This is a genomic window from Allobosea sp. NPDC055332 (genome assembly GCF_053645455.1).
In genome coordinates this window covers 192,999-214,593 of record NZ_JBSHMO010000004.1, presented here as the reverse complement: position 1 = coordinate 214,593, position 21,595 = coordinate 192,999, and the positions used below count along the sequence as shown (strand labels likewise).

Here is a 21,595-nt window from a genome sequence, read left to right as displayed (position 1 = left end):
CCGGAATGGAGCGCACGCTAGTCCGGAACGAAGGCGGTTGCAAGCTAACATGTTGACGTGCACATAGTGATGCAACACGACCGAGCACCCGGCCTCCGATGACGATTCCCACGCTTCCAACTCGACCGCTCGGCCGCTCCGGCCTCAAGGTCACGACGCTCGGCTTCGGCGGCGCGCCGCTCGGCGATCTCTATGCCCATCTCGACGAATCCCGTGCGATCGCCACGGTCGAGGCGGCGCTCGCCTCCGGCATCAACCTGATCGACACCTCACCGCTCTATGGCCACGGCCTCTCCGAGCACCGGATCGGCGCGGCGCTGCGGCGTTCCGGCCGAAAGGACGTGGTGATCTCGACCAAGGTCGGCCGCGTCGCCGAGCCCTTCGCCGGCCGCGGCAACGGTTCCGGCTATCTCGGCGGACTGCCGCACGGAATGCGCTTCGACTATTCCTATGACGGCGCCCTGCGCTCGCTGGAGCAATCGGCACTGCGCCTCGGCGTCGATCGCATCGATGTCGTGCTGATCCACGATGTCGATGTCTGGACGCATGGGGAGAGCGCGATCGAGGCCCGTTTTGCAGAGGCCATGGGCGGCGCCTATCGCGCCCTCGACAAGCTGCGCGCCGCCGGGGCTGTCAAGGCCATCGGCGTCGGCGTCAATGAAGCCGAGATGTGCGAGCGCTTCGCGAACGCCGGCGACTTCGACACGATGCTGCTCGCCGGGCGCTACTCCCTGCTGGAGCAGCCGGGGCTCGCCTCTTTCATGCCGCTGGCGCAGCAGAAGGGTATCGACCTGATGCTGGGCGGTGTCTTCAATTCTGGCATCCTCGCCACCGGCCCGATCGCAGGCGCCAAGTACAACTACCAGCCGGCGCCGCCCCAGATCCTCGCCCGTGTCGCGGCGATCGAGGCGGTCTGCGCTCGCCATGGCGTGCCGCTGCGCCGTGCCGCGCTGCAATTCCCGCTTGGCCACCCCGCGGTTGCGAGCCTGGTCATGGGCGCGGTCAAGCCGGAGGAAGTTGCCGATCAGGTTGCCGAGCTCGCCGCCCCGGTTCCCGCCGCGCTCTGGACAGAGCTGAAGGCCGAGGGTCTGCTTGGCGCCGATGTCCCGGTCCCGGTCTGATCTCATGCGCATCGATGCCCACCAGCACTTCTGGAGCCTCGCCCGCGGCGATTATGGCTGGCTGACGCCGGCGCTAGGCGTGATCCATCGCGATTTCGGCCCGGCCGATCTCGCGCCGCTCCTCGCCACCCATGGGATCGAACGCACCATCCTGACCCAGGCAGCTCCGACCGAGGCCGAGACCACCTATCTGCTTGAGATCGCGGCGAAGACGCCCTTCGTCGCCGGCGTCGTCGGCTGGACCGATTTCGATGCGCCCGATGTGGCGGAGCGCATCACGGCCCTCGGCGGTGATCCTCTGCTCGTCGGGCTCCGGCCCATGGTCCAGGACATCGCCGACGATAACTGGCTGGCACGCCCCGCTCTGGCACCTGCTTTCAACGCGATGATCGCGCATGGTCTCACCTTCGACGCCTTGCTGAAGCCGCGCCATATCCCCGCGATACTCACGGTGCTGGAGCGACACCCCGATCTCGCCTGCGTCATCGATCACGGCGCCAAGCCCGACCTCGTCAGCGGCGACCTCACAGCCTGGCGCGACGGCATCAGCGCCCTCGCCAAACATCCACGGCTTACCTGCAAGCTCTCCGGACTCGTTACCGAAGCCGACCCGGACTGGACGCCGAACACGCTGGCGCCGGTCGTCGAGCATCTCCTCGCCACCTTTGGTCCAGAGCGACTGATCTTCGGCAGCGACTGGCCGGTGGTGACGCTGCGCGCTTCCTATGCTCAATGGTTCGAGGCGGCCGAAACGCTCCTCGCCGGCCTCACTGAAGCGCAGCGCGCTGCCGTCTTCGGCGGCAATGCCGCAAAACTCTACCTCTCGCAGCGCGGACGCAGGTGACATGCTCAAGGATATCGACCCGGTCCTCTCTGCTGATCTGCTCTGGGTACTGGCAGCGATGGGCCATGGCGACGACCTTGCCCTCGTCGACGCCAACCATCCCGCCGAAAAGATAGCGCGCGCCACCACCAGCGGCCGGCTGGTGCGCCTGCCCGGCCTCTCCATGGCCCGGGTAGCCCGCGCCATCCTCTCGGTGCTGCCGATCGACGATTTCGAGCCGCAGCCGGCCAGGCGCATGCTGGTGGTCGGGGATACCGCAGCGATCCCCGAGGTGCAGAGCCAGGTCCAGGCCGAACTCGACCGGGCCCTCGGCCGCCCCGAGCTGCTCGCCGGCATCGAGCGCTTCGCCTTCTACGAGACGGCAAAGCAGGCCTTCGCGGTGGTGCAGGTCGGCGATCCCCGCCCCTATGGCTGCTTCCTGTTCCGCAAGGGCGTGATCGCCGGCGAGCCCGGCTGAGCTACTCAGGCTTGGCCAATCAGGCCGAGCATGCCACCGGCGATCGCGATATTGGCGACGAAGCCGTTGATGCGGTTGGCACGATCCAGGCCCTGATGGTCCCAGAAGTTGTTGAACATCGGCGTCGCCGCCAGGAGGAAGGCGAGCAACATCAACGCGGCCAGCGAGACCTTGATGCCACAGATGATCATCAGTCCGGCGATGATCTGCAAGACGATGCCGAGCCACAGGGTGACGGCCGGCAGCGGCACACCGCGCGCGCCGATTAGGTTCGCCAGCAGGCCCCTGTTGACGATGTTGCGCAGGCCAGCAAAGGCGAAGGCTCCGCCCAGAAGCAGCCGCCCTGCGACAGCAGCGGTCTCCGTTCCAACCAGAAAAATGTCCGTTGCCATGTCCGTCCTCGCCCGGCGAAGCGCGCCTCACAGGACGGCATGGCCGCTGCAGCGCTTTCCACAAGGACGAAACAGCTCGGCCAATTGTGACATGCCGGGCAATTTTTTATCATCCGCCAAATGGCAGACTCGCGACTTCCACTCGCGACAGGGACTAGGGCTTCGCGCCGGCCGCTCCCGGCATCGAGATCACCCTGCCGTCGGGCAGGATGACGTCGCCCGGCTTCTGGCCGGGGCCGCACTCGCCGAGACGCGTGGCCTCGACCACGAGCTTGCGCTCGACCGTTCCTGCCTGGCCGGGCATGCCGGTGAGCCTAGTGGTGCCCTCGGTGCGCACGGTCGCCTGGAAATCACCGCTGACGACGCTGTTGCCGACCGCCTTGATCTGGCCGACCGTGCATTCGGTCGCGACGGTATAGCCGGCCCCGACCTTCTTCACCTCGACCTTCGCGCAGGCGCCGCCGGTCATCCCGCCCAGCATGGCGCGATCGGTGCCCGGACCGACGCATTGCTTGGCGGTGGTTTCGCCCTCCGCTCCCGTCGACTTGGTCTCCCATAGCCCCGCCTTGCGCTGCGGGAGCTCATCCGCAAGCACTGGGATGGCTCCGAAAACGCTGGCCGCGACGGCGATGGCGACTGCCCGCATGGTTCTACTCCTCGGCTGACTGGAATCGTCGATTCGAGGCGGCAAGACAGAGCGAGGGTGAGCGGCGATTTTAGGGCGGGCGCCAATCTGCCGCACGGATGGACGAATTCAGGCGCCCACCCGGGAGAAGAGAACAACCTGGAGTGTATCAATTTGGCAGACCATGCCGAAAAAAGGATGCAGCCCTTCGAGCCATCACAGTTGTTGCCGGCGCCCCTTTGGACTATTTCATGGTTCTGCCGGATAGAATTTCCATGTAAAATTTATGATTCACGGATTTTTAAAAATTGAAATGTAAATATATTATGGCTGTAGCGTTATATTCTGACTTTCCGATCGTAAAATAAAAATATTACTTTAGCTAAACTATACGAAAATCTACTTGACGAAAAGACGACAAAACAGAAGACTTGATTGACCATTCACTCGGCGGCCGCTTGCAAGCAAGCTTTTGGGAGAAGTGATATGGCTGATGACATCTATGGCGCCAATTCGAACCCCATTTTCTACGAGTATGTCGATGATGGCACCGGGACCGACACGTTGATTGCGCGGGGCACCCATGGGGCGCCCGCGACGATCGACCTTGCCTATGGCGGCGACAATACAGTGGCTTTCGGGCGCGCTCCGACGCCAATCGGTGCCGATTCGGGCTATACCATCGTCAGAAACGGCCCTGTCGAAAATGCCATTGGCGACCCGAACGCGCGTAATACCATTTCGGGAAACAATGTCGCGAACACGCTGACCGGCGGCAATTTCGATGATCTCATCTCCGGCCGTGACGGGAATGACACGCTGTTCGGACTGAACGGCAACGACAGGCTCTTCGGTGACGCTGGCGACGATATACTCAATGGCGGCGCCGGGAACGACTATCTCGACGGTGGCGCGGGCACCGACATCGTCTCGGGAGGCGACGGCGACGACACCATTATTTGGCAAGGTTGGGGACGCTTCTCGTCCAATCCCGGCGATTCCTACAATGGCGGCAACGGCTTCGACCGCCTCATCATCCAAGCCGTCGACACCGAGGTTGGCGTCCGGCAGTTCGACCTGTCTGACAACGGCTTCGAACTCGCCGAGGTTCGTGGGGGTAGCTATACCGACTACTACGTCGACGGGTGGGTACTGTACGCCCAGAATATTTATGACTCTCAGAGCAGACTTTCAGAGTCTCTCATCTATGACTATGCCGGAACGAATTCCTGGTCGAGCTATCGACAGAAATTCACATCGAACGGCGTCACGGAATGGCAGGTGACCTATAACGACGACGGCACGCGCACGACGCAGGTCTTCGATGCTGCATCGAGCCAGTCCTGGTACTCCTATACGGACTACCACAATAGTTCGGGCACGCTCGCCGCAAGGCAGGTCCTGAACGACAACGGCAGTTACGAGTCGACCTATTTCGACACGACCGGCCAGTCCTGGAGCCGGTACACGGACTTCCACGCGAACGGTGGAAATCTGATCGCCCGCCAGGCGCTTTTCGATGACGGCTCTTACCAGAATACCTATTTCGACGCGGACAACGCGAACGCCTGGCAGCAATACACCGACTATTACGACGCTGCCGGCACCTATGTCGGCCGAACCGGCATCTACGACGACGGAACCTATTTCTGATCGCTATGCGAGCCACGCATCCGACAGGGGCGCCGTCCGGTGAGTGAGGGCAGCTTCCAGGCCCCGTTTCCGCTCGCCTGAACTCGATCTGCTGGCGCGGCTGGACAGGTCGCGCCTGCACGATGGCCGCTGGGCAGCGGCAAGGCATAATGGGAAATGACGCCCCTGGTCGAGGTCGATCTTAGCTAAGATATTGAATAATCTAATGAAAAATTTGTTATACGGAACATAAGCCAACGAATAAGCCAACAGAAACTGTTAGGTCATCGCGCAAACGTGCAGCGACTACGAATGATTTGCAGGACCTCACTGCTATGCGCTTAGCTTCACTCCGCAATTTTTAATGCTTACACATATAAACTATTGTAATTGCTTGCTTTTTTGAGATTGGTTAAGCTGCTCGCGCCTTTGCTGCAGCCTGTCATTCCGAGCGGTCTTCATGAGTAGCCAGTACCTCTCGTCTTCCTCGATCGTCTCTGTATGCCCGGATCGGGAGACCGCCCGGCTTCGCTCGGCTGCGATGAGACCGGTCAGGACGATCTTCAGCACGGCGGTTTTCGAAGGGAAGACGGAGATTGGGATCGACCATCACGGCGAACTCTATCGCCTCAAGATCACGCGGCAGGGAAAACTGATCCTGACCAAATGACCACCGGCGACGGATTACGTCGCCGTAGAACCCCACGGCCAGGAGGCATGGCCGGATCGAACTCAATGCGGCCATGCCGCCACGAGCCAGCACACACAAGGGATCGAGATCATGGGTAACGCCGATGGAACGGGCGTGCTGAGCGAACGCCTGCCGATGCGCCAGCGTCACAAGGTGGTACTGCGGCAGTTGCACGTCCTGCGCGTAACTGATCTCAGCCCGTCGATACGGCGCGTGACGCTGGGCGGTCCGGAGCTCGAAGGCTTCGTCAGCCTCGGCTTCGACGACCATGTGAAGATGTTCTTCGCCGCTCCCGGCGAAGTGAAGCCGGTCTTGCCCGTCGCCGGCCCGGACGGGTTGGCATTTCCGGAGAGCGGCCCGCGGCCGTTGGCGCGCGATTTCACACCGCGGCGGCATGATCCGCAGGCGGGTGAACTCGATATCGATTTCGCCCTGTTGCACGAAGGGCCGGCCAGCTATTGGGCGTCGACGGTCGAGCCCGGCGATTCCGCCTGGATTGCCGGCCCCCGCGGCTCCTTCATTGTCCCCTTTGATTTCGACTGGCATCTGCTGATCGCCGACGAGACCGGGCTGCCTGCCCTGGCGCGGCGCCTGGAGGAACTGCCGTCGGGCAACCGGGCGCTCGCTTTGGTCGAGGCTGGCGGAGCGCACGAGGAACTACCGCTGCATCGCTCGGCCGGCATCGAGGTGGTCTGGACTCATCGTGCTCCCGGGGCGCAACCCGGTGCAGCGCTGCTCGCAACCCTGCCAGCCCTGGCTTTTCCGGATGGCGACTACTTCGCCTGGATCGCCTGCGAATCAAGCGCCGCCAAGCAGCTGCGCAGCGTTCTCGTCGACGAACGCGGCGCCAATCGCAAATGGGTCCGCGCCCATGGCTATTGGCGTCGCGGCGCCGTCGCCGTGCACGACGATTTCGACGAGTGAGGCGGCCCGCCCGCCATACACCGACATCTGCCGAAGCGAGAGGAAACCAGCAATGGCTGCCGACTTCGATCACCTGCTGACGCGCGACGAGCAGCGGCGTCTCGATGCCGCCAGGCAAAAGTTCATCGGGACAACGGCGCCGGGCACGCCGGCAGCGCTCGCTCCGACCCAATACGAGGAGCATGTCTGGCTGGCCCAGCAGCAGGATCCGGACGCGGTCCTGAAGCATGTCGTCGCCTGCCGGCTGACCGGCGATGTCGATCTCGCAGGGCTCGCCGGAGCGGTCGGCGCTGTCGTCCGTTCCTGGCCCGATCTCAATACCCGCTTCCGCTTCAGCGATGACGGCGAGTTGCACAAGCGCTACGCCGGCGAAGAGGGAAGGCTCCTGCGGCTGGTCCGGGCCGAGACCCGCGAACAGGCAATCGGCATGATTCTCGACCGGCAGGGCAGCAGCTGGGATTGCGAGAGCGAGCCGCCCTTCGAGACGCTCGTGATCGCCTGCTGCGAGCAAACGATCCTCGCCGTGATTCTGCACCGCATCCTCGATGAGGTCGCACCGATCGATCAGCTTCTCAGCGCGCTCGCGCAAGCCTATGCGGGCAAGACCGTGCCATCGGCACCGCGGATCAAGGCTCGCATGCGTGGCGTTGCCCCAGCGCCGGGCGAGACGTCGGCGATGCTGCCGGGCTGGATGCGCAAGAGCGCCAAAACGCGCTCTGTCATCACCGACCATGGGGCGCGCGGCGAGCCGCCGCTGCCCGGGTTGGCCGGGCGCTGCAGCGCCCGGGTCGAGGCCGATCTGCTGACCGGGCTCGAACCGGATGCCCCGGATCACATGATCCTCGCGCATCTCGTCGCGCGCTTTGCCGGATATCTCGCGGCACTCAGCGGCCGCGGCGAGATCGATGTGCGGCTCGGAGTCTCAGAGTTCGCCGATCCATCGCCGGAAATTGTCGATCACGGCCTTCCCGTCCTGACGGTCGATGGCCACGGAGAGACCGGCACGGCCGTCTGCGCGATCCTCAATCGTCTCGACCAGACGGACGCGGCGGTGGCACGGGCCGGCAAGGGCAGCCGCCCGACGCTGACCGCGAGCTGGCTGGGCGATCCCGCCGCCAGGCTTTGCCTCGCCGGCGTCTCGGTCGAACGGCTGCCACTGCCTACTTTCGAAAACAGGCCGGATCTGGCGCTGGCGGTGGGGCGCGACCAAACCGGCGGCATCGTCCTCGAACTGGTGACGGGACAGGCGCTCACGTCGCACATCGGCCCGATCCTGCTTGAGCGCTTCCTGGCGTGGCTTGCCGAGGGCGGTACCGCCCTGCCCGGTGTTGCATCCACGGCCGCGGACTCGACCGCGGACCTGGCGCGAGGCTCGGCTCCAGTCGAAGCGCCGGCTGCCGACCTGACGACCGCTTTGATCCTCGCCGAGTTCCGCGCCGCTCTCAACGCGCCTGAGCTAGGACCGGACGATGATTTCTTCGATCATGGCGGCCATTCACTGATCGCGACGCGCATCATCGGGCGCCTGCTCAGCCAGCATGGCATCGAGCTGCACTTCAACGACCTCTTCAGCTATCCGAGCGCCGCCGCGCTCGCGCTTAAGGCGTGCCGCACCGGCGAGGCCAGCCCGGAGCCAGTGCGTGCGGCTGCGATCGAGAAGGCGCCGAGCGCGCCGCTGTCGCTGGCGCAGGCTTCGCTGTGGAAGGCCTATGCCGCCTTCGGCTTCAACGAGATCTTCAACTTGCCCTTCGCGCTCGATTTCCTCGAGCCGGTCGACGAAGCCCTGTACGGGCGTGCCTTCACCGACGTCCTCGAACGCCATCCCGGCCTGCGTAGCCTGTTCCGGCAGGAAGGCGAGGGCATGGTCCAGCAGGTCGTGCCGGCCGCCGAGCTGTCGCAGTACAAATGGTTCTGGGCGAGCGCCGACAGCTTGGGCGTCGATCGCCGCGACGAGGCGCAGCACCATTTCGACCTAGCGAAGGAACTGCCCTTCCGCCTGCGCTTCCTGATCGACCCGACAACGGGCCGGCAGGTGCTGTCCTTCCTGTTTCATCACGTTGTGCTCGACGAATGGTCGGTCAACTTGATGATGGACGAGATCGCCTATTGCTACCGCGTGCGTGCGGCCGGCGGCATGCCGGTCTGGTCGGATGCGCCGGCGCCTTTCCATGAATTCGCCCGGCTCCAGGACGCTGCCGGCGTCGACCAGGAGCATCTCGGCTATTGGACAGATATGCTGCGTGGGGCGCCCGAGCCGCAGCCGATCCTGCGGCGTCAGGACCGGGTCGAGCCTGCCGGCGAGGAGGCTTCGGCCGCCGGCGGCTGGGTCGAGTTCAAGCTCGACCGGGAGGCGACGGAAGGACTCTATGCTCTCGCCAGGCAGAGCAGCGCCTCGCTGTTCAACGTGGTCTATGCTGGTATCGCCGCTTCGCTGCGCCAGCTCGGTTCGCTGTCGGAACTGGTGGTCGGCACCTCGGCCTCGGGCCGTAGCGACGCCGCCTTCTTCGACACGGTCGGCTATTTCACCACGGTCGTCGCCCACCGCATCTGCTTCGACGAGGCGATGAGCCTCGGCGGCCTGGTCGGCCAGGTCAGGAACCTGGTCAACGAGTCGCTGCCATCGAGCGAGATCCCGATCGACCTGGTCGAGGAGGCGCTCGGCATGACGCCGGGCCGTGATCATCTCTTCGAGGTCTTCATCCAGATCCACGCCAAGAACAAGCTGAACGGCGAGCTGGCGCTGCCGGACGGGCGCAGCATCGCCTTCCGGCAGGTCGATCCCGAGCGGCATGAATCGATGCTCGGCCTGCATTTCGAGGTGATGGAGGAGACCGATTTGTCCGGCGACCGCTCGATCCGCGTGCTAATGAGCTATCGCTCCGAGCATTACGGGCCGCAGGAGGTCGAGAAGATCACGGCGACGACCAGCGCGGTCTTCGCGCTGATGGGCCGGACTGGCGGGGCACAGGTGAAGCTCGCCGAACTGGGCACGCATCTGCCGGAGGGGTGAGCGAATACGGGCGCTGCCTTCCCCGTCATGGTCGGGTTTGTCCCGACCACCCACGTCCTCCTTCGGGCAGGGTGGAGTTCAAGACATGGATGCTCGCCACAAGGGCGAGCATGACGATGTCATCGCGCTCACACCAAGCCGAGCGCATCCTCCCGCTGCTTTTCCAGAAGCGCCGCGACCGGATGGGCCAGCGCCTCCGGGGCGAGTGCCCGCGCCAGGAAGGCCGGCAATTCATCGCCATGCTGCGCGAACGGCTCCCTTGCGAACATCGCCGGGTCGGCCGACATCGCGAACGACAGCTCGCTGCCATCGTCCTCGCCGCGGAAGGTCAGGTCGATGCCCTCGCCCTGGCCGCTGCCCATGATCTCCCGCGTCACCGCGCAGCCATGGAAGCTCGGGGCGCTGAATGGCAGCACGTTGATCAGCGGCGAGAAGAAATAGCGGCTGCCCTCCGGCATGCCGTTGTCCATGGCGATCTGCTCAATCCGGTAGCGGCCATGGCGGCGCTGCGTTCGCAGCGTGGCGGCGTTCCCGCGCAGAACGTCTTCGAGGCTCTCCTCCGACCCGAAGGAGAGATGGAAGGGCAGGATGTTGACGACCATGGCGGGCGTGTGGGCGGCGAGGCTGCCCCAGCGGCTCATGAACGGCAGCCAGAAGGCCAGGACCTCGCGCCCGTCGATCCGTTGCCGCGGCAGGTGGCGCGAAAGATGGAGCCCGGAGAGCAGCACCAGCAAATCGGGCCAGCCGATGCCCGTCACCGTTGAGAGTCGGCGCAATCCGGCGCTCACATCCGCTGAGAGCGTGCCATAGACTTCGTGCGGCGCCCCGCCGGCCTGCTTGTCGCCACGATGCAGCACCGGTAGCGGGGCATGCGCGGCGAACTCCTCCCGCCAATAGGCACGGTCGCTTTCGTGTCGGCGGCCGGCGCGATAGGCCTCTTCTTCCGCGATGAAGCTGGCGAAGGAGTGGAAGGCTGGGCCGGCCTCGTTACCCGCCAGGGCTTGCGAATAGAGCTGGCCGCAGCGTTGCTCGATCAGCGTGAAGCCATAGCCGTCGAGGATGATATGGTGGGCGCGGATATACCAGAGATAGCGCCGCTCACCGACACGCAGGAGCCAGGTCGCCGCAAGGCCGGCGCCGCGCAGGTCGAGCGGCGCCGCGACATCCGCTTCCATGCGGCGCCGCGCGTCCTGCAGGGGATCGGCGACGCCCCTCAGATCGATCCGCTGCAGGGCGGGTCGCAATTGCGGATCACAGCTCTGAAGCGGCGTCTCGCGGCCCTGCTCGGCGTGGAAGCGCACGCAGAGCACGTCGGATTCGGCGATGGTCTGGGTGATGGCCGAGACCAGTGCCTGCTCGTCCATGACACCGTCGATATCGAGGCAATGCGCGACGGTCGCGATCGGCTCCTCCGGATGGAAGGTAAACTCCTCCCAGAAATCGAGCTGCGGCAGGGTGAGCGGCATCAGGGCGCGGCGCGAATCGGCCTGCGACATGGGAATCTCCTGTTCGGACTGTGCGGCGGCGGCGCGTTGCCTCACCGCTCCTGGTCGCGGAGCAGCGATGCGACCTGCCCGGCATTGCGGCAGCGCAGCAGCTGATGCGGTGTCAGATCGGCATTGAGCTCGTCGCGGATCCGGCTCGCCACGGATTTGAGGTGGGACGGCAGCAGGCCGAGGCGGATGAAATCGGTGCTGTCGTCGATCTCCGGCGAGGCCCGCTGGCCCAGCACGGCGAGATAGAGGTCGAGGATCCTGCGGCTGCGCGGATTGACTGGAGGCGCGGCCGCGCTCGCGACCGGCTCGCGCCGATCGGTAGCAGCCAGCAGCTCACGGGCCTTGCGCCGATCGGGCTTGCCGTTGGCCGAGAGCGGCAGCGCCTCGACCTCGACGAAGCGGGTCGGGACATGTGAATCCGGCACGGCGCGCCTTGCATGGGCGCGCAAGTCGGCGGCGCTCGGCTTGCCCGCTTGCGCCGGCACGTAGATCACGCCGATCTCGGCCTCGCCGTGCTGCTCGACGCCGCAATCGACTACCAGCAATTGGCGAATCTCCGGGTGGGCGCCGAGTTCCGCCTCGATGTCCGGCAAGGAGACACGCACGCCGCGGATCTTGACGTAGCCGTCGACCCGGCTGGCGAAGAGGATGGTGCCGTCATGGCGATAGCGGCCGCGATCGCCGGTGCGGAAGGCGCGCACCGACTTGCCGGCTTCGTCCGCAACAGTGACGAAGTCACTCTGGCCGAGCACGCCATCCTGGAGATAGCCGAGCGCGACATTGACGCCGGCGGTGTGGATGCGCCCGACGACCTCAGGCGGACAATGCTCGCCGCGCTCGTTCAGGATGAAGTAGCGATTGCCCGGCAGCGGCCGGCCATAGGGGACCTGCCTGGTGTCCTCAGGCCCGATCTCGTGCCAGATGCTCCAGATCGTGGTCTCGGTCGGTCCGCCGAGCGAGACCAGCCGCAGCGCCGGATCGAGGCGGCGCAGTTCGGCGATCACCGCCGGCTTGATGTAGTCGCCGCCCTGCGCGATCAGCCTGAGCGAGCGCAGTTCGTCGCCGCGCCGACAGGACAGCAGCATCTCAAGGATCGCCGGCACGGAGCACCAGAGCGTGACCTTGTGCTCGGCGACGAGCCGGTTCCAGGCGATCGCGTCCTTCTCCTCGCCCGGCGCCGGCTGGACCAGCGTCGCGCCCGCCGTCAGGCAGCCGAGCACGTCGAAGACCGACATGTCGTGATGCAGCGGCGTCACCGAGATGAAGACGTCGCTCGCCGTCGCCTGCCAGTTCTCCAGCGTGCGGCCGATGACGTTCGAGGTCGCCCGGTTCGAGAGCACCACGCATTTCGGCCGGCCGGTGGTGCCGGAGGTGTAGAGGTAATAGGCGGGCTCATCGCTGGCCGAGAGCACATCGAGCGCCGGCAGCAGCGCGAGCGGGTCGGCCGGCGGCTCGCCTGCCAGCAGGGCTTCAGGCGTCGCCGTATCATGCCCCGCAACGGGGCCGGCCGCCACCACCAGGGCCGGCCGGCAATTGGCGAGGAGATAGTCGAGCCGTTCCGCTGGCGAAGCCGCGTCGATCGGCACCCAGATCGCCCCCAGGAGCGCGCAGGCGAGCGTGATCGCGGTGTGCTCGGGGCCACGCGGCAGGCAGATCGCGACGACATCGCCCTTGCCGACGCCGCGCTGCTGCAGCGCCAGCACCGCCTTGCCGGCATTCGTGCCGAGCTCGCCATAGGAGATCCGACGCGCGCCGCAGATCAGGGCGGGCTTGTCCGGATCTCCCGTGAAGAGATTGTCGGCGATGCGTTGCAGGAAGCGGCTGCAGGCGAAATCGCTTTCCGAGCCGTTGAGCCGGTAGTGGCCGAGATCGAGCAATTCGCCTGACGTAATGTCGAAGGTGCCACGCTCGCAGATTGCTGCGATCTGCCGGTCCAGCGCGGCGAGGATGTCGCTGATGATTCCGCCGTCGATCGCCTCCCGGGCATGATCGATGTCGACGACGAGATTGCCCTGGGCATCATCCGAAAAGCGGATATCGACGGCGACCTGCGGCGTCTGGGTCAGGCCGCCATGGCGGCGGATGCCGGCATCCTTCGCCAGCTTCGGCCAGCCAAGACCATTGGTGACGACGACAGGCAGGGCTGGGCCACCCGGATGGGCGTTCATCAGCAGTCGGCTGATCTGGACGCCGGATTGCGAGAGATGCTCCAGCCCTTCCAGCACATCGCCTTGCAAGGCCTGCGCCCGCTCGCGGAAGCTCCCCTGCCGGGCATCCCAGTTGACCGCGATGAAGCTCGACCGGTTGGCAAGCTCGGCCGAGGCGGCGGGGGCGACGGGGATACCGACGCAGAGCGCGCCGTCACCCAGCCAATGCGACAGGGCCTCGAGGATGACAGCCGTCACTGCCGTGTTCTTGAACAGGCGTTCCCTGGCAGCGAGGCGGCAGAGCGTCGTGAAACGCTCGCGGGAGATCGTCAGGCTCTTGCGCTCGTAGCGTGAGGCGGGAATCGCTTCCAGCGGCTTTGTCCAGGGCAGTTGCGGCAGTCCCTCGACCGGTTGGAGCTTCCGGGCCCAATAGGCGGCATCCTCGCGCCGCTTCGCCTCGTTGGCCGGCGGCGGCAGGGCTGCGGGCTCAAATCTCGCTACTTCGCCGCCCAGCAGTTCGACCAGCAGCGAGGCGATGGCGCGCCCGTCGAGGATGAGTGCATCGAAGCGGGCGAACAGCACGCAGGTCGTCGGGGCGGGATCATCCGCTTCCGGCTCGGGCAGACGGAAGGCCGTCACGTTCCAGGGCGAGCGCGCGAGATCGAATAGGCGATGGGCGTAGTCCTCGCGCTGCCCGTCGATCCAGGCCAGCGCCTCTGCCGGTGATAGGCCGCGCAGGTCGATCTCATCATAGTTGACGCCCGGCTCGGACGAGACCCACGAAACCCGGCGCTGCGCGTCGATATGCGTCCGCAAGGCGGGATGCCGCCCGACCAACGCCAGAAGGCGCTGCGGCAGCGCCTCGATGTCGATCACACCGCGATACTCGCGGAATTCCTGCATGGGAACGCCGCCCAGCGGCAGATGCCGCTCGCGCCCGAGCAGATAGGCCTGCTGCAGATCGGTCAGCGGCGCTTCGTCCCCGCCCAAGGCTCCGCCCTGCGCGGCATCGGAAAAGTCATCCCGCATCGATCGTCTCCAGGAAGATGCGCGCGATCTCGTCCGAGACGCCGCCGGATCGGGCGCGGACGAGACAAGCGAGGCTGCGAGGCGTCACCGCCTCGTCGAAATCCGGACGCGACAGCGCGCCGGTGGGGCAATAGCGGTCTAGGAAGCGGGTGATCTCGGCCTGGGCGGCCTTGCTGATCACGCTGCCCTCGTGCGCCGCTTCACCCGGTGACAGGCGCCCGAGCAGGTTGATCAGCATGTCTTCCGTCGGGTTGGCGGGCTCTCGGCTCGGCCCTGCATTCACCGCGGTCGGCGCGGCGTCGAGCGCCTTCGGCTGAGCCGCGACCTCGCGCAGCAGCGCGACATAGGCCTCGAAGGTCTCGCGGACCCAGGCCTCGGGCAGCGCGTCGAGGCGGACATCCCAGTTGATCAGGATGCCACCGCCGCAGGCCACGACCTGGGCATCGATCGCCACCTGCGGCCCCTGCGAGATCACCCAGTTCATCGCGCCGAAGACGCGCCTGACGGTCTCGCTGAAGAGCTCGCCGCCGGAAAGCCCGAGGCCTGCGGTGAAGACGACCGGCGCGGTCTGCACCGAGCCGTGCAGCCGCGACAGGTCGCGCATCATGCTGACACCGGGATAGGCGTCGTGGGCGATGAGCAAGGCCATCTGCTGGCCGATGTCGCGGCACAGCTCGGCCAACGTCGTTGCGGCAGCTAGGTCGACGCCGAGGATCAGTACGTTGGAGAACTCGCCGACGATCCGCTCAACCTCGGGAATGACCGGAGCACGCCAGAAGCTCGGGACATTCAGGCGGAAGTGGGCTTGCCCAGTCGCTCGGCCGAGCACGGCTGCGAAGAGGCCAAGCGTCAGCACGGACGGCGTCACCCGCAGATCGCGGGCGCGCCTTTCGAGGGCACAGCGCTCGTCGGGAGAAAGCCGGGCCGCCAGGCGTTCGCTTGTCGGCTCTGCCAGAGCATGAGATGCCGTGGGCAGGTCGGGCGCCGGGGAGACGTCAGCGAGACGGGCGCGCCACCAACCTCTGTCGCGATCGCGCCGCTTCGTGAAGCTGGCATCCGCCGCCATCCGATCCAACCAGTCGAAGAAGCCGTGCGAGGCCGGCTCGGCGGGGTGATCGGTATGGTCGTAAAGGCGCGCGAGATCCTCCATCACGATCCTGAAGCTGTTCGGATCGATCGCGATCATGTCGGTATCGACATGCAAACGGCAGGCGCCGCCCGGCAGCAGACTCAGGCCGAATGCCGCCGCCTGGCCGTCCGCGAGGTCGAGCTGGCGATGAGCCCAGAGCCGGCGCTTGGCGAGGAGGCGCTTCTCCAGCTCTTCCGGCGAAAGTCCCCGCAGGTCCTCGACCTCGAGCGGCAGCGCGGCAAGGGCAGGATCGAGATGCTGGACGCCCTCGGCGTCGACCCGCAATTGCAGCATCGGGTGCAGCCGGCAGAGCCCGCGGACAGCATTGCGCAACCGGCCCGGCTCAAGATCGCGACCATCGAACTCGCCATAAAGATGTGCAGCAACCTCGCCGAGCGGCGCGGAAGAGCGACGGCCAACCCAGTAAGCCGCCTGCATAGGTGTCAGTTCTCGTGATCTCATGATGTTTATTTTGAGAATTTACAATGAATGATCGTAAGTCGATTTTGGTTGACATTGCTTCTTACGAAAGCAAGAAGCTGTCAACGCTTGCGATCAGCATTGCGAATGAAGCCTCTTTAGAAGTAGAGTAACTTCAATGCTGGAAAATTTAGGTTTGCAACAGAACGTTAATTTCAAATTTGGTGCTTTATTTGCATCAAATGGGAAAGAATTACTTTCTTCCGGCGTTCACGAATGTGTCTCAGTGCCAGCCCGGGGCGGACGGGAGCGTGGACAAGGTCTGCACGCGGCAGTTGAGGCCGCCTTCGAGCGGGCACGGCGGACAGGTCAGGACAATCCGATCTTGATCGGCGCCATTCCCTTCGATGTGCGGGAGCCTTCCTGCCTCTATGTTCCGGCGGCGTATGAGTGGCGCGAGCAGGCCGCTCTTGCGCAGCCGCCAACCGAACCATCAGGCGTTCCCAACCTGCTTGACCAGCGCAGCCTTCCGGACGAGGACGGCTTCAAGAAGGCCGTCGAGCACGCCATCGTCAATTTCCGCCACAGCGATGTCCGCAAGGCGGTGCTGTCGGTGGTCCGCGAGCTGCGTTTCGCCGACAGCATGGATGTTGGCCGGCTGCTGGCCAGCCTGCGCGCCCAGAACAGCCAGGGCTATCTGTTCAGGATCCCTCTGCCCGACGAAGGCGAGCTGGTCGGGGTCAGCCCGGAATTACTGATCCGCAAGGAGGGTGGCCGGATCGTCTCGAACCCGCTTGCCGGGTCGGCCAAACGCCAACGCGATCCCGATGCCGACAGAGCCGCGGCCGACGGCCTGGAACGCTCCGAGAAGGACCAGTACGAGCACCGGCTGGTGATCGAGAACATCCAGGCGATCCTCGCGCCGCTTTGCGCGGACCTCGATGTTCCCGATGCGCCATCGCTGATGAGCACGGCGGCGATGTGGCATCTCTCGACCCGGATCGAGGGCGCGCTGAAGGACCCGGCGATGACCGCGCTCCAACTCGCCTGCATCGTCCACCCGACGCCAGCTGTCTGCGGTTTCCCGACCGAGAGCGCGCACAAGCTGATCCGCTATGTCGAGCCGTTCGAGCGCGGCCTGTTTACCGGCCTGGTCGGCTGGTGCGACGCCCAGGGCAATGGCGAATGGGCGATCACAATCCGCTGCGGCATCGCCCGGCACGACACGCTGCGGCTCTTCGCCGGCGCGGGCATCGTCGAAGCCTCGAATCCAGCCTCCGAATGGGAGGAAGTCCAGGCCAAGCTGGGCACCATGCTCAGCGCCTGCGGCCTGGCTGCCTGAGCTTTCGGAGAGCCGAGATGATGACCGAATTCCAGCGCTGGCCGGCGGAGCTCGCCTCGCGCTATCGCGAGCGCGGCTACTGGCTCGACCAGCCACTGACCCGCATCCTCGACACACAGCGGCAGGAGCGCCCCGACGCGGTGGCGATCATCTGCGGCGACAGGCAGATCAGCTACGCCGAGCTCGACCGGCGCGCATCCAGTCTTGCCTTCCGATTGAGCGAAGCCGGGCTCGGACAGGGCGATACGGCGCTGGTGCAGCTGCCGAACTGCGCCGAGTTCTACATCGTCTTCTTCGCGCTGCTGAAGATCGGCGTCGCTCCGGTCAACGCGCTCTTCAGCCATCGCAAGCTGGAGATGGCCTCCTATGCGCAGCAGATCGAGCCAAGTCTGGTGGTCGGGGCCCGGGCGCACGAGCTCTTCGCCGATGACAGCTTCACCGCCGAGCTCAGGACGCTCTCGCCGCGCCTGTCGCTCGTGCTCCTGCTCGGCGGCAACCGGGCCTATAACGATCTCGAACGCTGGCTGGCGTCCGAGACCAGCGCCGCGCCGGCCGGCTCGCCATCGCCAGCGGATGAGGTCGCCTTCTTCCAGCTCTCCGGCGGCAGCACCGGCACGCCGAAGCTGATCCCGCGCACCCATAACGACTACGACTACAGCGTCCGGGCGAGTGCGGAGATTTGCAGGCTTTCGCCGCAAACGCGCTTCCTCTGCGCGCTGCCAGCCGGGCACAATTTCCTGCTGTCATCGCCGGGCGCGCTCGGCGTCTTCCATGCCGGCGGCTGTGTCGTGCTGGCGGCGAGCCCCGAGCCACTCGCCTGCTTCTCGCTGATCGAGAAGCACCGGGTCGACATGGTCGCGCTGGTGCCGACGGCCGTGGCGCTCTGGCTCGAGGCGGCAGGCCGGCAGAAGCCGGCTATCGACTCGCTCAAGCTGATGCAGGTCGGCGGCGCCAGCTTTGCCGAGGCGCTGGCGCGGCAGGTGCCTGACGTGTTCGGCTGCGCGCTGCAGCAGGTCTTCGGCATGGCCGAGGGGCTGGTGAACTACACCCGTTTCGGTGACGACGATGAACTCGTCTTCACCACCCAGGGTCGGCCGATCAGCCCCGATGACGAGATCAAGATCGTCGACGAGGACGGCGATCCCGTTCCGGAGGGAGCCAGCGGCGAGTTGGCGACGCGTGGCCCCTACACCTTCCGCGGCTATTACCGCGCGCCCGAGCACAGCGCGAAGGTTTTCGACGCGGACGGGTTCTACTACTCCGGCGATGTGGTCCAGCGTGTCAGCGGCGGCTATCTGCGCGTGGTCGGCCGCGTCAAGGACCAGATCAATCGCGGCGGCGAGAAGGTCGCGGCCGAGGAGATCGAGAACCTCCTGCTGCGCCATCCTGAGGTGACGCATGCAGCGCTCGTCGCCATGCAGGATGTGCTGCTCGGTGAGAAGAGCTGCGCCTTCATCGTCGCCCGCGATGCCGCCCTGCGTGGACCGGCATTGAGGCGGCACCTGCTGGAGCTCGGCGTCGCCGAATACAAGCTCCCGGACCGCGTCCGCTTCATCGAGACGATGCCGCTCACCCCCGTCGGCAAGATCGACAAGAAGCGCCTGCGCGCCGAGCTCGCCTGACCCCTTCCCCATGTGTTGAGAGATCCCATGGCCATTCCGCAGATCACCGACTATCCGATGCCGGAGCCGAGCGCCTTCCCGGCCAACCGCACGCAATGGCGGCCCGATCCGAAGCGCGCCGTCCTGCTGATCCATGACATGCAGCGCTACTTCCTGCGCTTCTACGATGCGAAGGGCCGGCTGCTGCCGCAGCTGATCGGCAATCTCGTGCGCCTGCGCGACTGGGCGCGGGCCAATGGCGTGCCCGTGGTCTACACGGCCCAGCCGCATGAGCAGCCGCACGGAGACCGCGCTCTGCTCAATGACATGTGGGGGCCTGGTCTCACCGTGGCCGCGCCCGACCTCCAGGAGGTCGTCACCGAATTGACGCCGGGGCCGGAGGATATCGTCCTGACCAAATGGCGCTACAGCGCCTTCAAGCGTTCGAACCTGCTGGAGCGGATGCACGCGCTCGGTCGCGACCAGCTGGTGATCGGCGGCGTCTACGCCCATATCGGCTGCATGGTGACGGCAGTCGATGCCTTCATGAGCGACATCCAGCCCTTCCTGGTCGGCGACGCCGTCGCCGATTTCTCCGAGGCCGAGCACCTGATGGCGCTGCGTTATGTCGCGACGCGCTGCGGCGCGCTGGTCTCGACCGAGAGCCTGGCGGGGGTGGCGGAGCGTCCGCAGGCGACGCGCGAATGGCTGCAGGCGCGCGTGCTCGAGCTGGTCGAGGACGAGACCGAGCTCGATCCTGAGGAGAATCTGATCTATTACGGCCTCGATTCCGTGCAGGTCATGGTCCTCGCCGGCGAGTTGAAGGAACGCGGCGTCATCGTCGGCTTCGACGATCTCGCCCGCGTGCCGACGCTGAACGGCTGGTGGTCGTTGATCGAGCAGCGCCGCCTGGCGGCTTGAGCCGGGCCGGAGCCTCGATGGAGAGCCGGCCAAAGCTGCTCCATCCCTGGCAAGGCGAGCCCATCGACTATCGCTGCGTTGCGATACGGTTTTCGCGCGAGCCCGGTCCGGCAGACTACGGCATCGTCCTGCCGGATCGCATCGCGCGCGCCGCGCCCCGGCGCCGCGCCGAATGGCTGGCCGGCCGGCGCTGCGCCAGCGAAGCGCTGAGGTCGCTGACTGGGCAGGGCGCCTGTCCCGGCATGGCGCCCGATCGCTCGCCGCTATGGCCAGGCGGCACGCTCGGTTCGATCTCGCATAGCGGTGACATGGCCGTCGCGATCGCTGCCCGCGCGGACAGCTGTCTCGGCATCGGCCTCGATATCGAGCGGGTCATGGACGGGCGGGCGGTGGGCGAGATCGCGCCCGAGGCACTGACACCTTGGGAACGCCGCTATCTTGCGAATGACCCCTTCTCGGTGACGCTGGCCTTCTCGGCCAAGGAGAGCCTGTTCAAGGCGCTCCATCCGCTGCTGCGCCGGCCGATGTCCTACCAGCTCTCCGAGCTGATCGCCTGGGACGGCCAGGGCACGGCGCGCCTGCGCCTCGTCGAGGAGCTGTCGCCGGAGTTCCCGGCCGGCCGCGAGATCGAAGCCCGCTTTGCACGCCTCGGTGATCTGCTGCTGACGCGGGTGCTGCTCCTGGCTTGATCGAGCTGACGCGCCACCCGCCTCAGCGCGGGTGGCGGAATTCGAGGATATGGAAGGGCGAGGCGGTCGGCGTGACCGAGGCGGTCTCGAAACCGCTCGCGGCCAGCAGCTGCGAGAACTCGCCGGCGCTGCGTTCCTGCCCGCCCATCAGCACCATCATCAGCAGGTCCTGCGAGGTTTCGTTCGGCCTGGCGCGGGCGGGATCGACCATGATGTCGACCACGACGAAACGCTCCGGTCCCTCGGTCGCGGCTTTCGCATTGGCGAGGATGCGGCCGGCGGCCTCGTCGTCGAAGTCGTGCAGGATCCGGCTGAAGACATAGACGTCGCCGCCGGACGGGATCTCGTCGAAGAACGAGCCGTGCTGAACCCGGGCGCGCCCGGCCTGCACCAGCTCGGCGAAGCGCGGATTGAGCGCCTCGGTCGCTCGCGGCAGCTCGTAGAGCACGCCGGTGGTGCCGGGATTGCGGCTGAGCAACTCCGCCAGCAGCGAGCCGTCGCCACCGCCGACATCGACGATCGTCTCGCCGGCCGCGAACTGGATGTGGCGCACCGCGACGCCGATCAGCGCCGTCGCGATCGCGCGCATCTGGATGTCGAAGCGCTCCTGCGCCCCTTCGTCCTGACCGAGCCAGCTGAAGAACGGGCTACCATGGGCGAGCTCGAAGGCAGGCGTGCCGCGCCGGATCTGCTCGCCGAGCCGCTCCCACGCGCGCCCGTGCAGCGGATCGAGCTCGAAGCGGACCCAGGGCACCAGCGAATGGGGATGACCGGGAACGAGGGCGCGCGTCGTCGGCAGGGCGACATAGCGGCCTGCATCATCACGGCCGATGATCTCTTCATTAACGAGATGCCCGAGCAGCCTTGCCAGCAGCTCGACCTTGCCGCCGATGCGTTCGGCGAGTTCGCCGGCGGTCTTTGGCCCCTCCTGCAGCAAGGCCGGAATGCCGAGCTCGACCGCGGTGCGGATGCAATGGGAGGTGCGATAGGCGGCGATCTGCTGGAGCAGGCGCAAAGGCGGGCCGGGCGGCGGCGCAGCCGGGCGCGACAGATCGTTCATACGAACCTCCTTGCAGGACATTAGGAGTGGGTAGGGGCGCGGCGGGCGCGATCGCTCCGCCGGCC

Annotated in this window: 17 protein-coding genes; 11 read left to right on the top strand and 6 right to left on the bottom strand. The window is 66.0% G+C overall.

All coding sequences use genetic code 11. The annotated features are described in order from the left end of the window. Positions 1–98: 98 nt before the first annotated feature. Genes ACWIGM_RS22660 through ACWIGM_RS22650 form a run of 3 tightly spaced genes read left to right on the top strand, consistent with a single transcriptional unit; the run spans position 99 to position 2,422 of the window. A complete protein-coding gene (locus ACWIGM_RS22660; RefSeq protein ID WP_454028228.1) occupies positions 99–1,121 on the top strand; it encodes an aldo/keto reductase in 1,023 nt (340 codons plus the stop codon). 4 nt (positions 1,122–1,125) lie between these two features. After that, on the top strand, positions 1,126–1,965 hold the full coding sequence (locus tag ACWIGM_RS22655; protein WP_454028227.1) for an amidohydrolase family protein: 840 nt from the start codon (positions 1,126–1,128) through the stop codon (positions 1,963–1,965). A gap of 1 nt (position 1,966) precedes the next feature. Then, positions 1,967–2,422, top strand: coding sequence for an RbsD/FucU family protein (locus tag ACWIGM_RS22650; RefSeq protein ID WP_454028226.1), 456 nt, complete (start codon positions 1,967–1,969; stop codon positions 2,420–2,422). 5 nt (positions 2,423–2,427) lie between these two features. Here the strand turns inward: ACWIGM_RS22650 and ACWIGM_RS22645 are convergent, their stop codons facing one another. Continuing rightward, entirely contained in the window at positions 2,428–2,814 is a 387-nt protein-coding gene (locus ACWIGM_RS22645) for a DoxX family membrane protein (protein WP_454028225.1), read from the bottom strand. A 154-nt stretch (positions 2,815–2,968) separates the two neighbouring features. Beyond that, on the bottom strand, positions 2,969–3,460 hold the full coding sequence (locus ACWIGM_RS22640) for a DUF3617 domain-containing protein (RefSeq protein ID WP_454028224.1): 492 nt from the start codon (positions 3,458–3,460) through the stop codon (positions 2,969–2,971). A 465-nt stretch (positions 3,461–3,925) separates the two neighbouring features. On the opposite strand from ACWIGM_RS22640, the gene ACWIGM_RS22635 reads away from it, so the two are divergent. The 4 genes from ACWIGM_RS22635 to ACWIGM_RS22620 all read left to right on the top strand — a co-directional run bounded on the left by ACWIGM_RS22635 (position 3,926) and on the right by ACWIGM_RS22620 (position 9,696). Next, complete coding sequence (locus ACWIGM_RS22635; RefSeq protein ID WP_454028223.1) at positions 3,926–5,092, top strand: calcium-binding protein; 1,167 nt, start codon at positions 3,926–3,928, stop codon at positions 5,090–5,092. Positions 5,093–5,531: 439 nt separating this feature from the next. Continuing rightward, positions 5,532–5,741: a hemin uptake protein HemP gene (gene hemP, locus ACWIGM_RS22630; protein ID WP_454028222.1), complete on the top strand. Its 210-nt coding sequence runs from the start codon at positions 5,532–5,534 to the stop codon at positions 5,739–5,741. Between the two features lie 111 nt (positions 5,742–5,852). Further along, on the top strand, positions 5,853–6,686 hold the full coding sequence (locus tag ACWIGM_RS22625; protein ID WP_454028221.1) for a siderophore-interacting protein: 834 nt from the start codon (positions 5,853–5,855) through the stop codon (positions 6,684–6,686). A 52-nt stretch (positions 6,687–6,738) separates the two neighbouring features. Continuing rightward, on the top strand, positions 6,739–9,696 hold the full coding sequence (locus ACWIGM_RS22620; RefSeq protein ID WP_454028220.1) for a condensation domain-containing protein: 2,958 nt from the start codon (positions 6,739–6,741) through the stop codon (positions 9,694–9,696). Positions 9,697–9,824: 128 nt separating this feature from the next. On the opposite strand, the gene ACWIGM_RS22615 is transcribed toward ACWIGM_RS22620, so the two are convergent. From ACWIGM_RS22615 to ACWIGM_RS22605, 3 genes are read right to left on the bottom strand one after another with little or no spacing between them, the layout of a single operon-like run. Next, positions 9,825–11,192 (bottom strand): condensation domain-containing protein, encoded by a 1,368-nt coding sequence (locus ACWIGM_RS22615; protein WP_454028219.1) that lies wholly within the window; start codon positions 11,190–11,192, stop codon positions 9,825–9,827. A gap of 41 nt (positions 11,193–11,233) precedes the next feature. Continuing rightward, entirely contained in the window at positions 11,234–14,368 is a 3,135-nt protein-coding gene (locus ACWIGM_RS22610) for an amino acid adenylation domain-containing protein (RefSeq protein WP_454028218.1), read from the bottom strand. Continuing rightward, positions 14,358–15,959, bottom strand: coding sequence for a condensation domain-containing protein (locus ACWIGM_RS22605; protein WP_454028217.1), 1,602 nt, complete (start codon positions 15,957–15,959; stop codon positions 14,358–14,360). The genes ACWIGM_RS22610 and ACWIGM_RS22605 overlap by 11 nt, the downstream gene beginning before the upstream one ends. 136 nt (positions 15,960–16,095) lie before the next feature. Between ACWIGM_RS22605 and ACWIGM_RS22600 the strand changes: the two genes are divergently transcribed. The 4 genes from ACWIGM_RS22600 to ACWIGM_RS22585 are packed head-to-tail and all read left to right on the top strand — an operon-like array spanning position 16,096 to position 20,470. After that, positions 16,096–17,259 carry an isochorismate synthase gene (locus tag ACWIGM_RS22600; protein ID WP_454028216.1) on the top strand — a complete coding sequence of 388 codons (1,164 nt, stop codon included), beginning with the start codon at positions 16,096–16,098 and terminating at the stop codon, positions 17,257–17,259. A gap of 17 nt (positions 17,260–17,276) precedes the next feature. Then, positions 17,277–18,881, top strand: coding sequence for a (2,3-dihydroxybenzoyl)adenylate synthase (locus ACWIGM_RS22595; protein ID WP_454028215.1), 1,605 nt, complete (start codon positions 17,277–17,279; stop codon positions 18,879–18,881). A gap of 27 nt (positions 18,882–18,908) precedes the next feature. After that, on the top strand, positions 18,909–19,781 hold the full coding sequence (locus ACWIGM_RS22590) for an isochorismatase (protein WP_454028214.1): 873 nt from the start codon (positions 18,909–18,911) through the stop codon (positions 19,779–19,781). Positions 19,782–19,798: 17 nt separating this feature from the next. After that, positions 19,799–20,470 (top strand): 4'-phosphopantetheinyl transferase family protein, encoded by a 672-nt coding sequence (locus ACWIGM_RS22585; protein WP_454028213.1) that lies wholly within the window; start codon positions 19,799–19,801, stop codon positions 20,468–20,470. Positions 20,471–20,492: 22 nt separating this feature from the next. Here ACWIGM_RS22585 and ACWIGM_RS22580 read toward each other — a convergent pair whose 3' ends face one another. Continuing rightward, positions 20,493–21,530, bottom strand: coding sequence for a methyltransferase (locus ACWIGM_RS22580; RefSeq protein WP_454028212.1), 1,038 nt, complete (start codon positions 21,528–21,530; stop codon positions 20,493–20,495). Positions 21,531–21,595: the final 65 nt, after the last annotated feature.

What these genes read in the sequence shown, in the direction of transcription:
- ACWIGM_RS22640 (WP_454028224.1), bottom strand. Translation starts at nt 3,460, where the DNA reads ATGCGGGCAGTCGCCATCGCCGTCGCGGCCAGCGTTTTCGGAGCCATC.
- ACWIGM_RS22605 (WP_454028217.1), bottom strand. Translation starts at nt 15,959, where the DNA reads ATGAGATCACGAGAACTGACACCTATGCAGGCGGCTTACTGGGTTGGC.
- ACWIGM_RS22650 (WP_454028226.1), top strand. Translation starts at nt 1,967, where the DNA reads ATGCTCAAGGATATCGACCCGGTCCTCTCTGCTGATCTGCTCTGGGTA.
- ACWIGM_RS22595 (WP_454028215.1), top strand. Translation starts at nt 17,277, where the DNA reads ATGATGACCGAATTCCAGCGCTGGCCGGCGGAGCTCGCCTCGCGCTAT.
- hemP (WP_454028222.1), top strand. Translation starts at nt 5,532, where the DNA reads ATGAGTAGCCAGTACCTCTCGTCTTCCTCGATCGTCTCTGTATGCCCG.
- ACWIGM_RS22625 (WP_454028221.1), top strand. Translation starts at nt 5,853, where the DNA reads ATGGGTAACGCCGATGGAACGGGCGTGCTGAGCGAACGCCTGCCGATG.
- ACWIGM_RS22655 (WP_454028227.1), top strand. Translation starts at nt 1,126, where the DNA reads ATGCGCATCGATGCCCACCAGCACTTCTGGAGCCTCGCCCGCGGCGAT.
- ACWIGM_RS22660 (WP_454028228.1), top strand. Translation starts at nt 99, where the DNA reads ATGACGATTCCCACGCTTCCAACTCGACCGCTCGGCCGCTCCGGCCTC.
- ACWIGM_RS22585 (WP_454028213.1), top strand. Translation starts at nt 19,799, where the DNA reads ATGGAGAGCCGGCCAAAGCTGCTCCATCCCTGGCAAGGCGAGCCCATC.
- ACWIGM_RS22615 (WP_454028219.1), bottom strand. Translation starts at nt 11,192, where the DNA reads ATGTCGCAGGCCGATTCGCGCCGCGCCCTGATGCCGCTCACCCTGCCG.
- ACWIGM_RS22590 (WP_454028214.1), top strand. Translation starts at nt 18,909, where the DNA reads ATGGCCATTCCGCAGATCACCGACTATCCGATGCCGGAGCCGAGCGCC.
- ACWIGM_RS22620 (WP_454028220.1), top strand. Translation starts at nt 6,739, where the DNA reads ATGGCTGCCGACTTCGATCACCTGCTGACGCGCGACGAGCAGCGGCGT.
- ACWIGM_RS22580 (WP_454028212.1), bottom strand. Translation starts at nt 21,530, where the DNA reads ATGAACGATCTGTCGCGCCCGGCTGCGCCGCCGCCCGGCCCGCCTTTG.
- ACWIGM_RS22645 (WP_454028225.1), bottom strand. Translation starts at nt 2,814, where the DNA reads ATGGCAACGGACATTTTTCTGGTTGGAACGGAGACCGCTGCTGTCGCA.
- ACWIGM_RS22600 (WP_454028216.1), top strand. Translation starts at nt 16,096, where the DNA reads ATGCTGGAAAATTTAGGTTTGCAACAGAACGTTAATTTCAAATTTGGT.
- ACWIGM_RS22610 (WP_454028218.1), bottom strand. Translation starts at nt 14,368, where the DNA reads ATGCGGGATGACTTTTCCGATGCCGCGCAGGGCGGAGCCTTGGGCGGG.
- ACWIGM_RS22635 (WP_454028223.1), top strand. Translation starts at nt 3,926, where the DNA reads ATGGCTGATGACATCTATGGCGCCAATTCGAACCCCATTTTCTACGAG.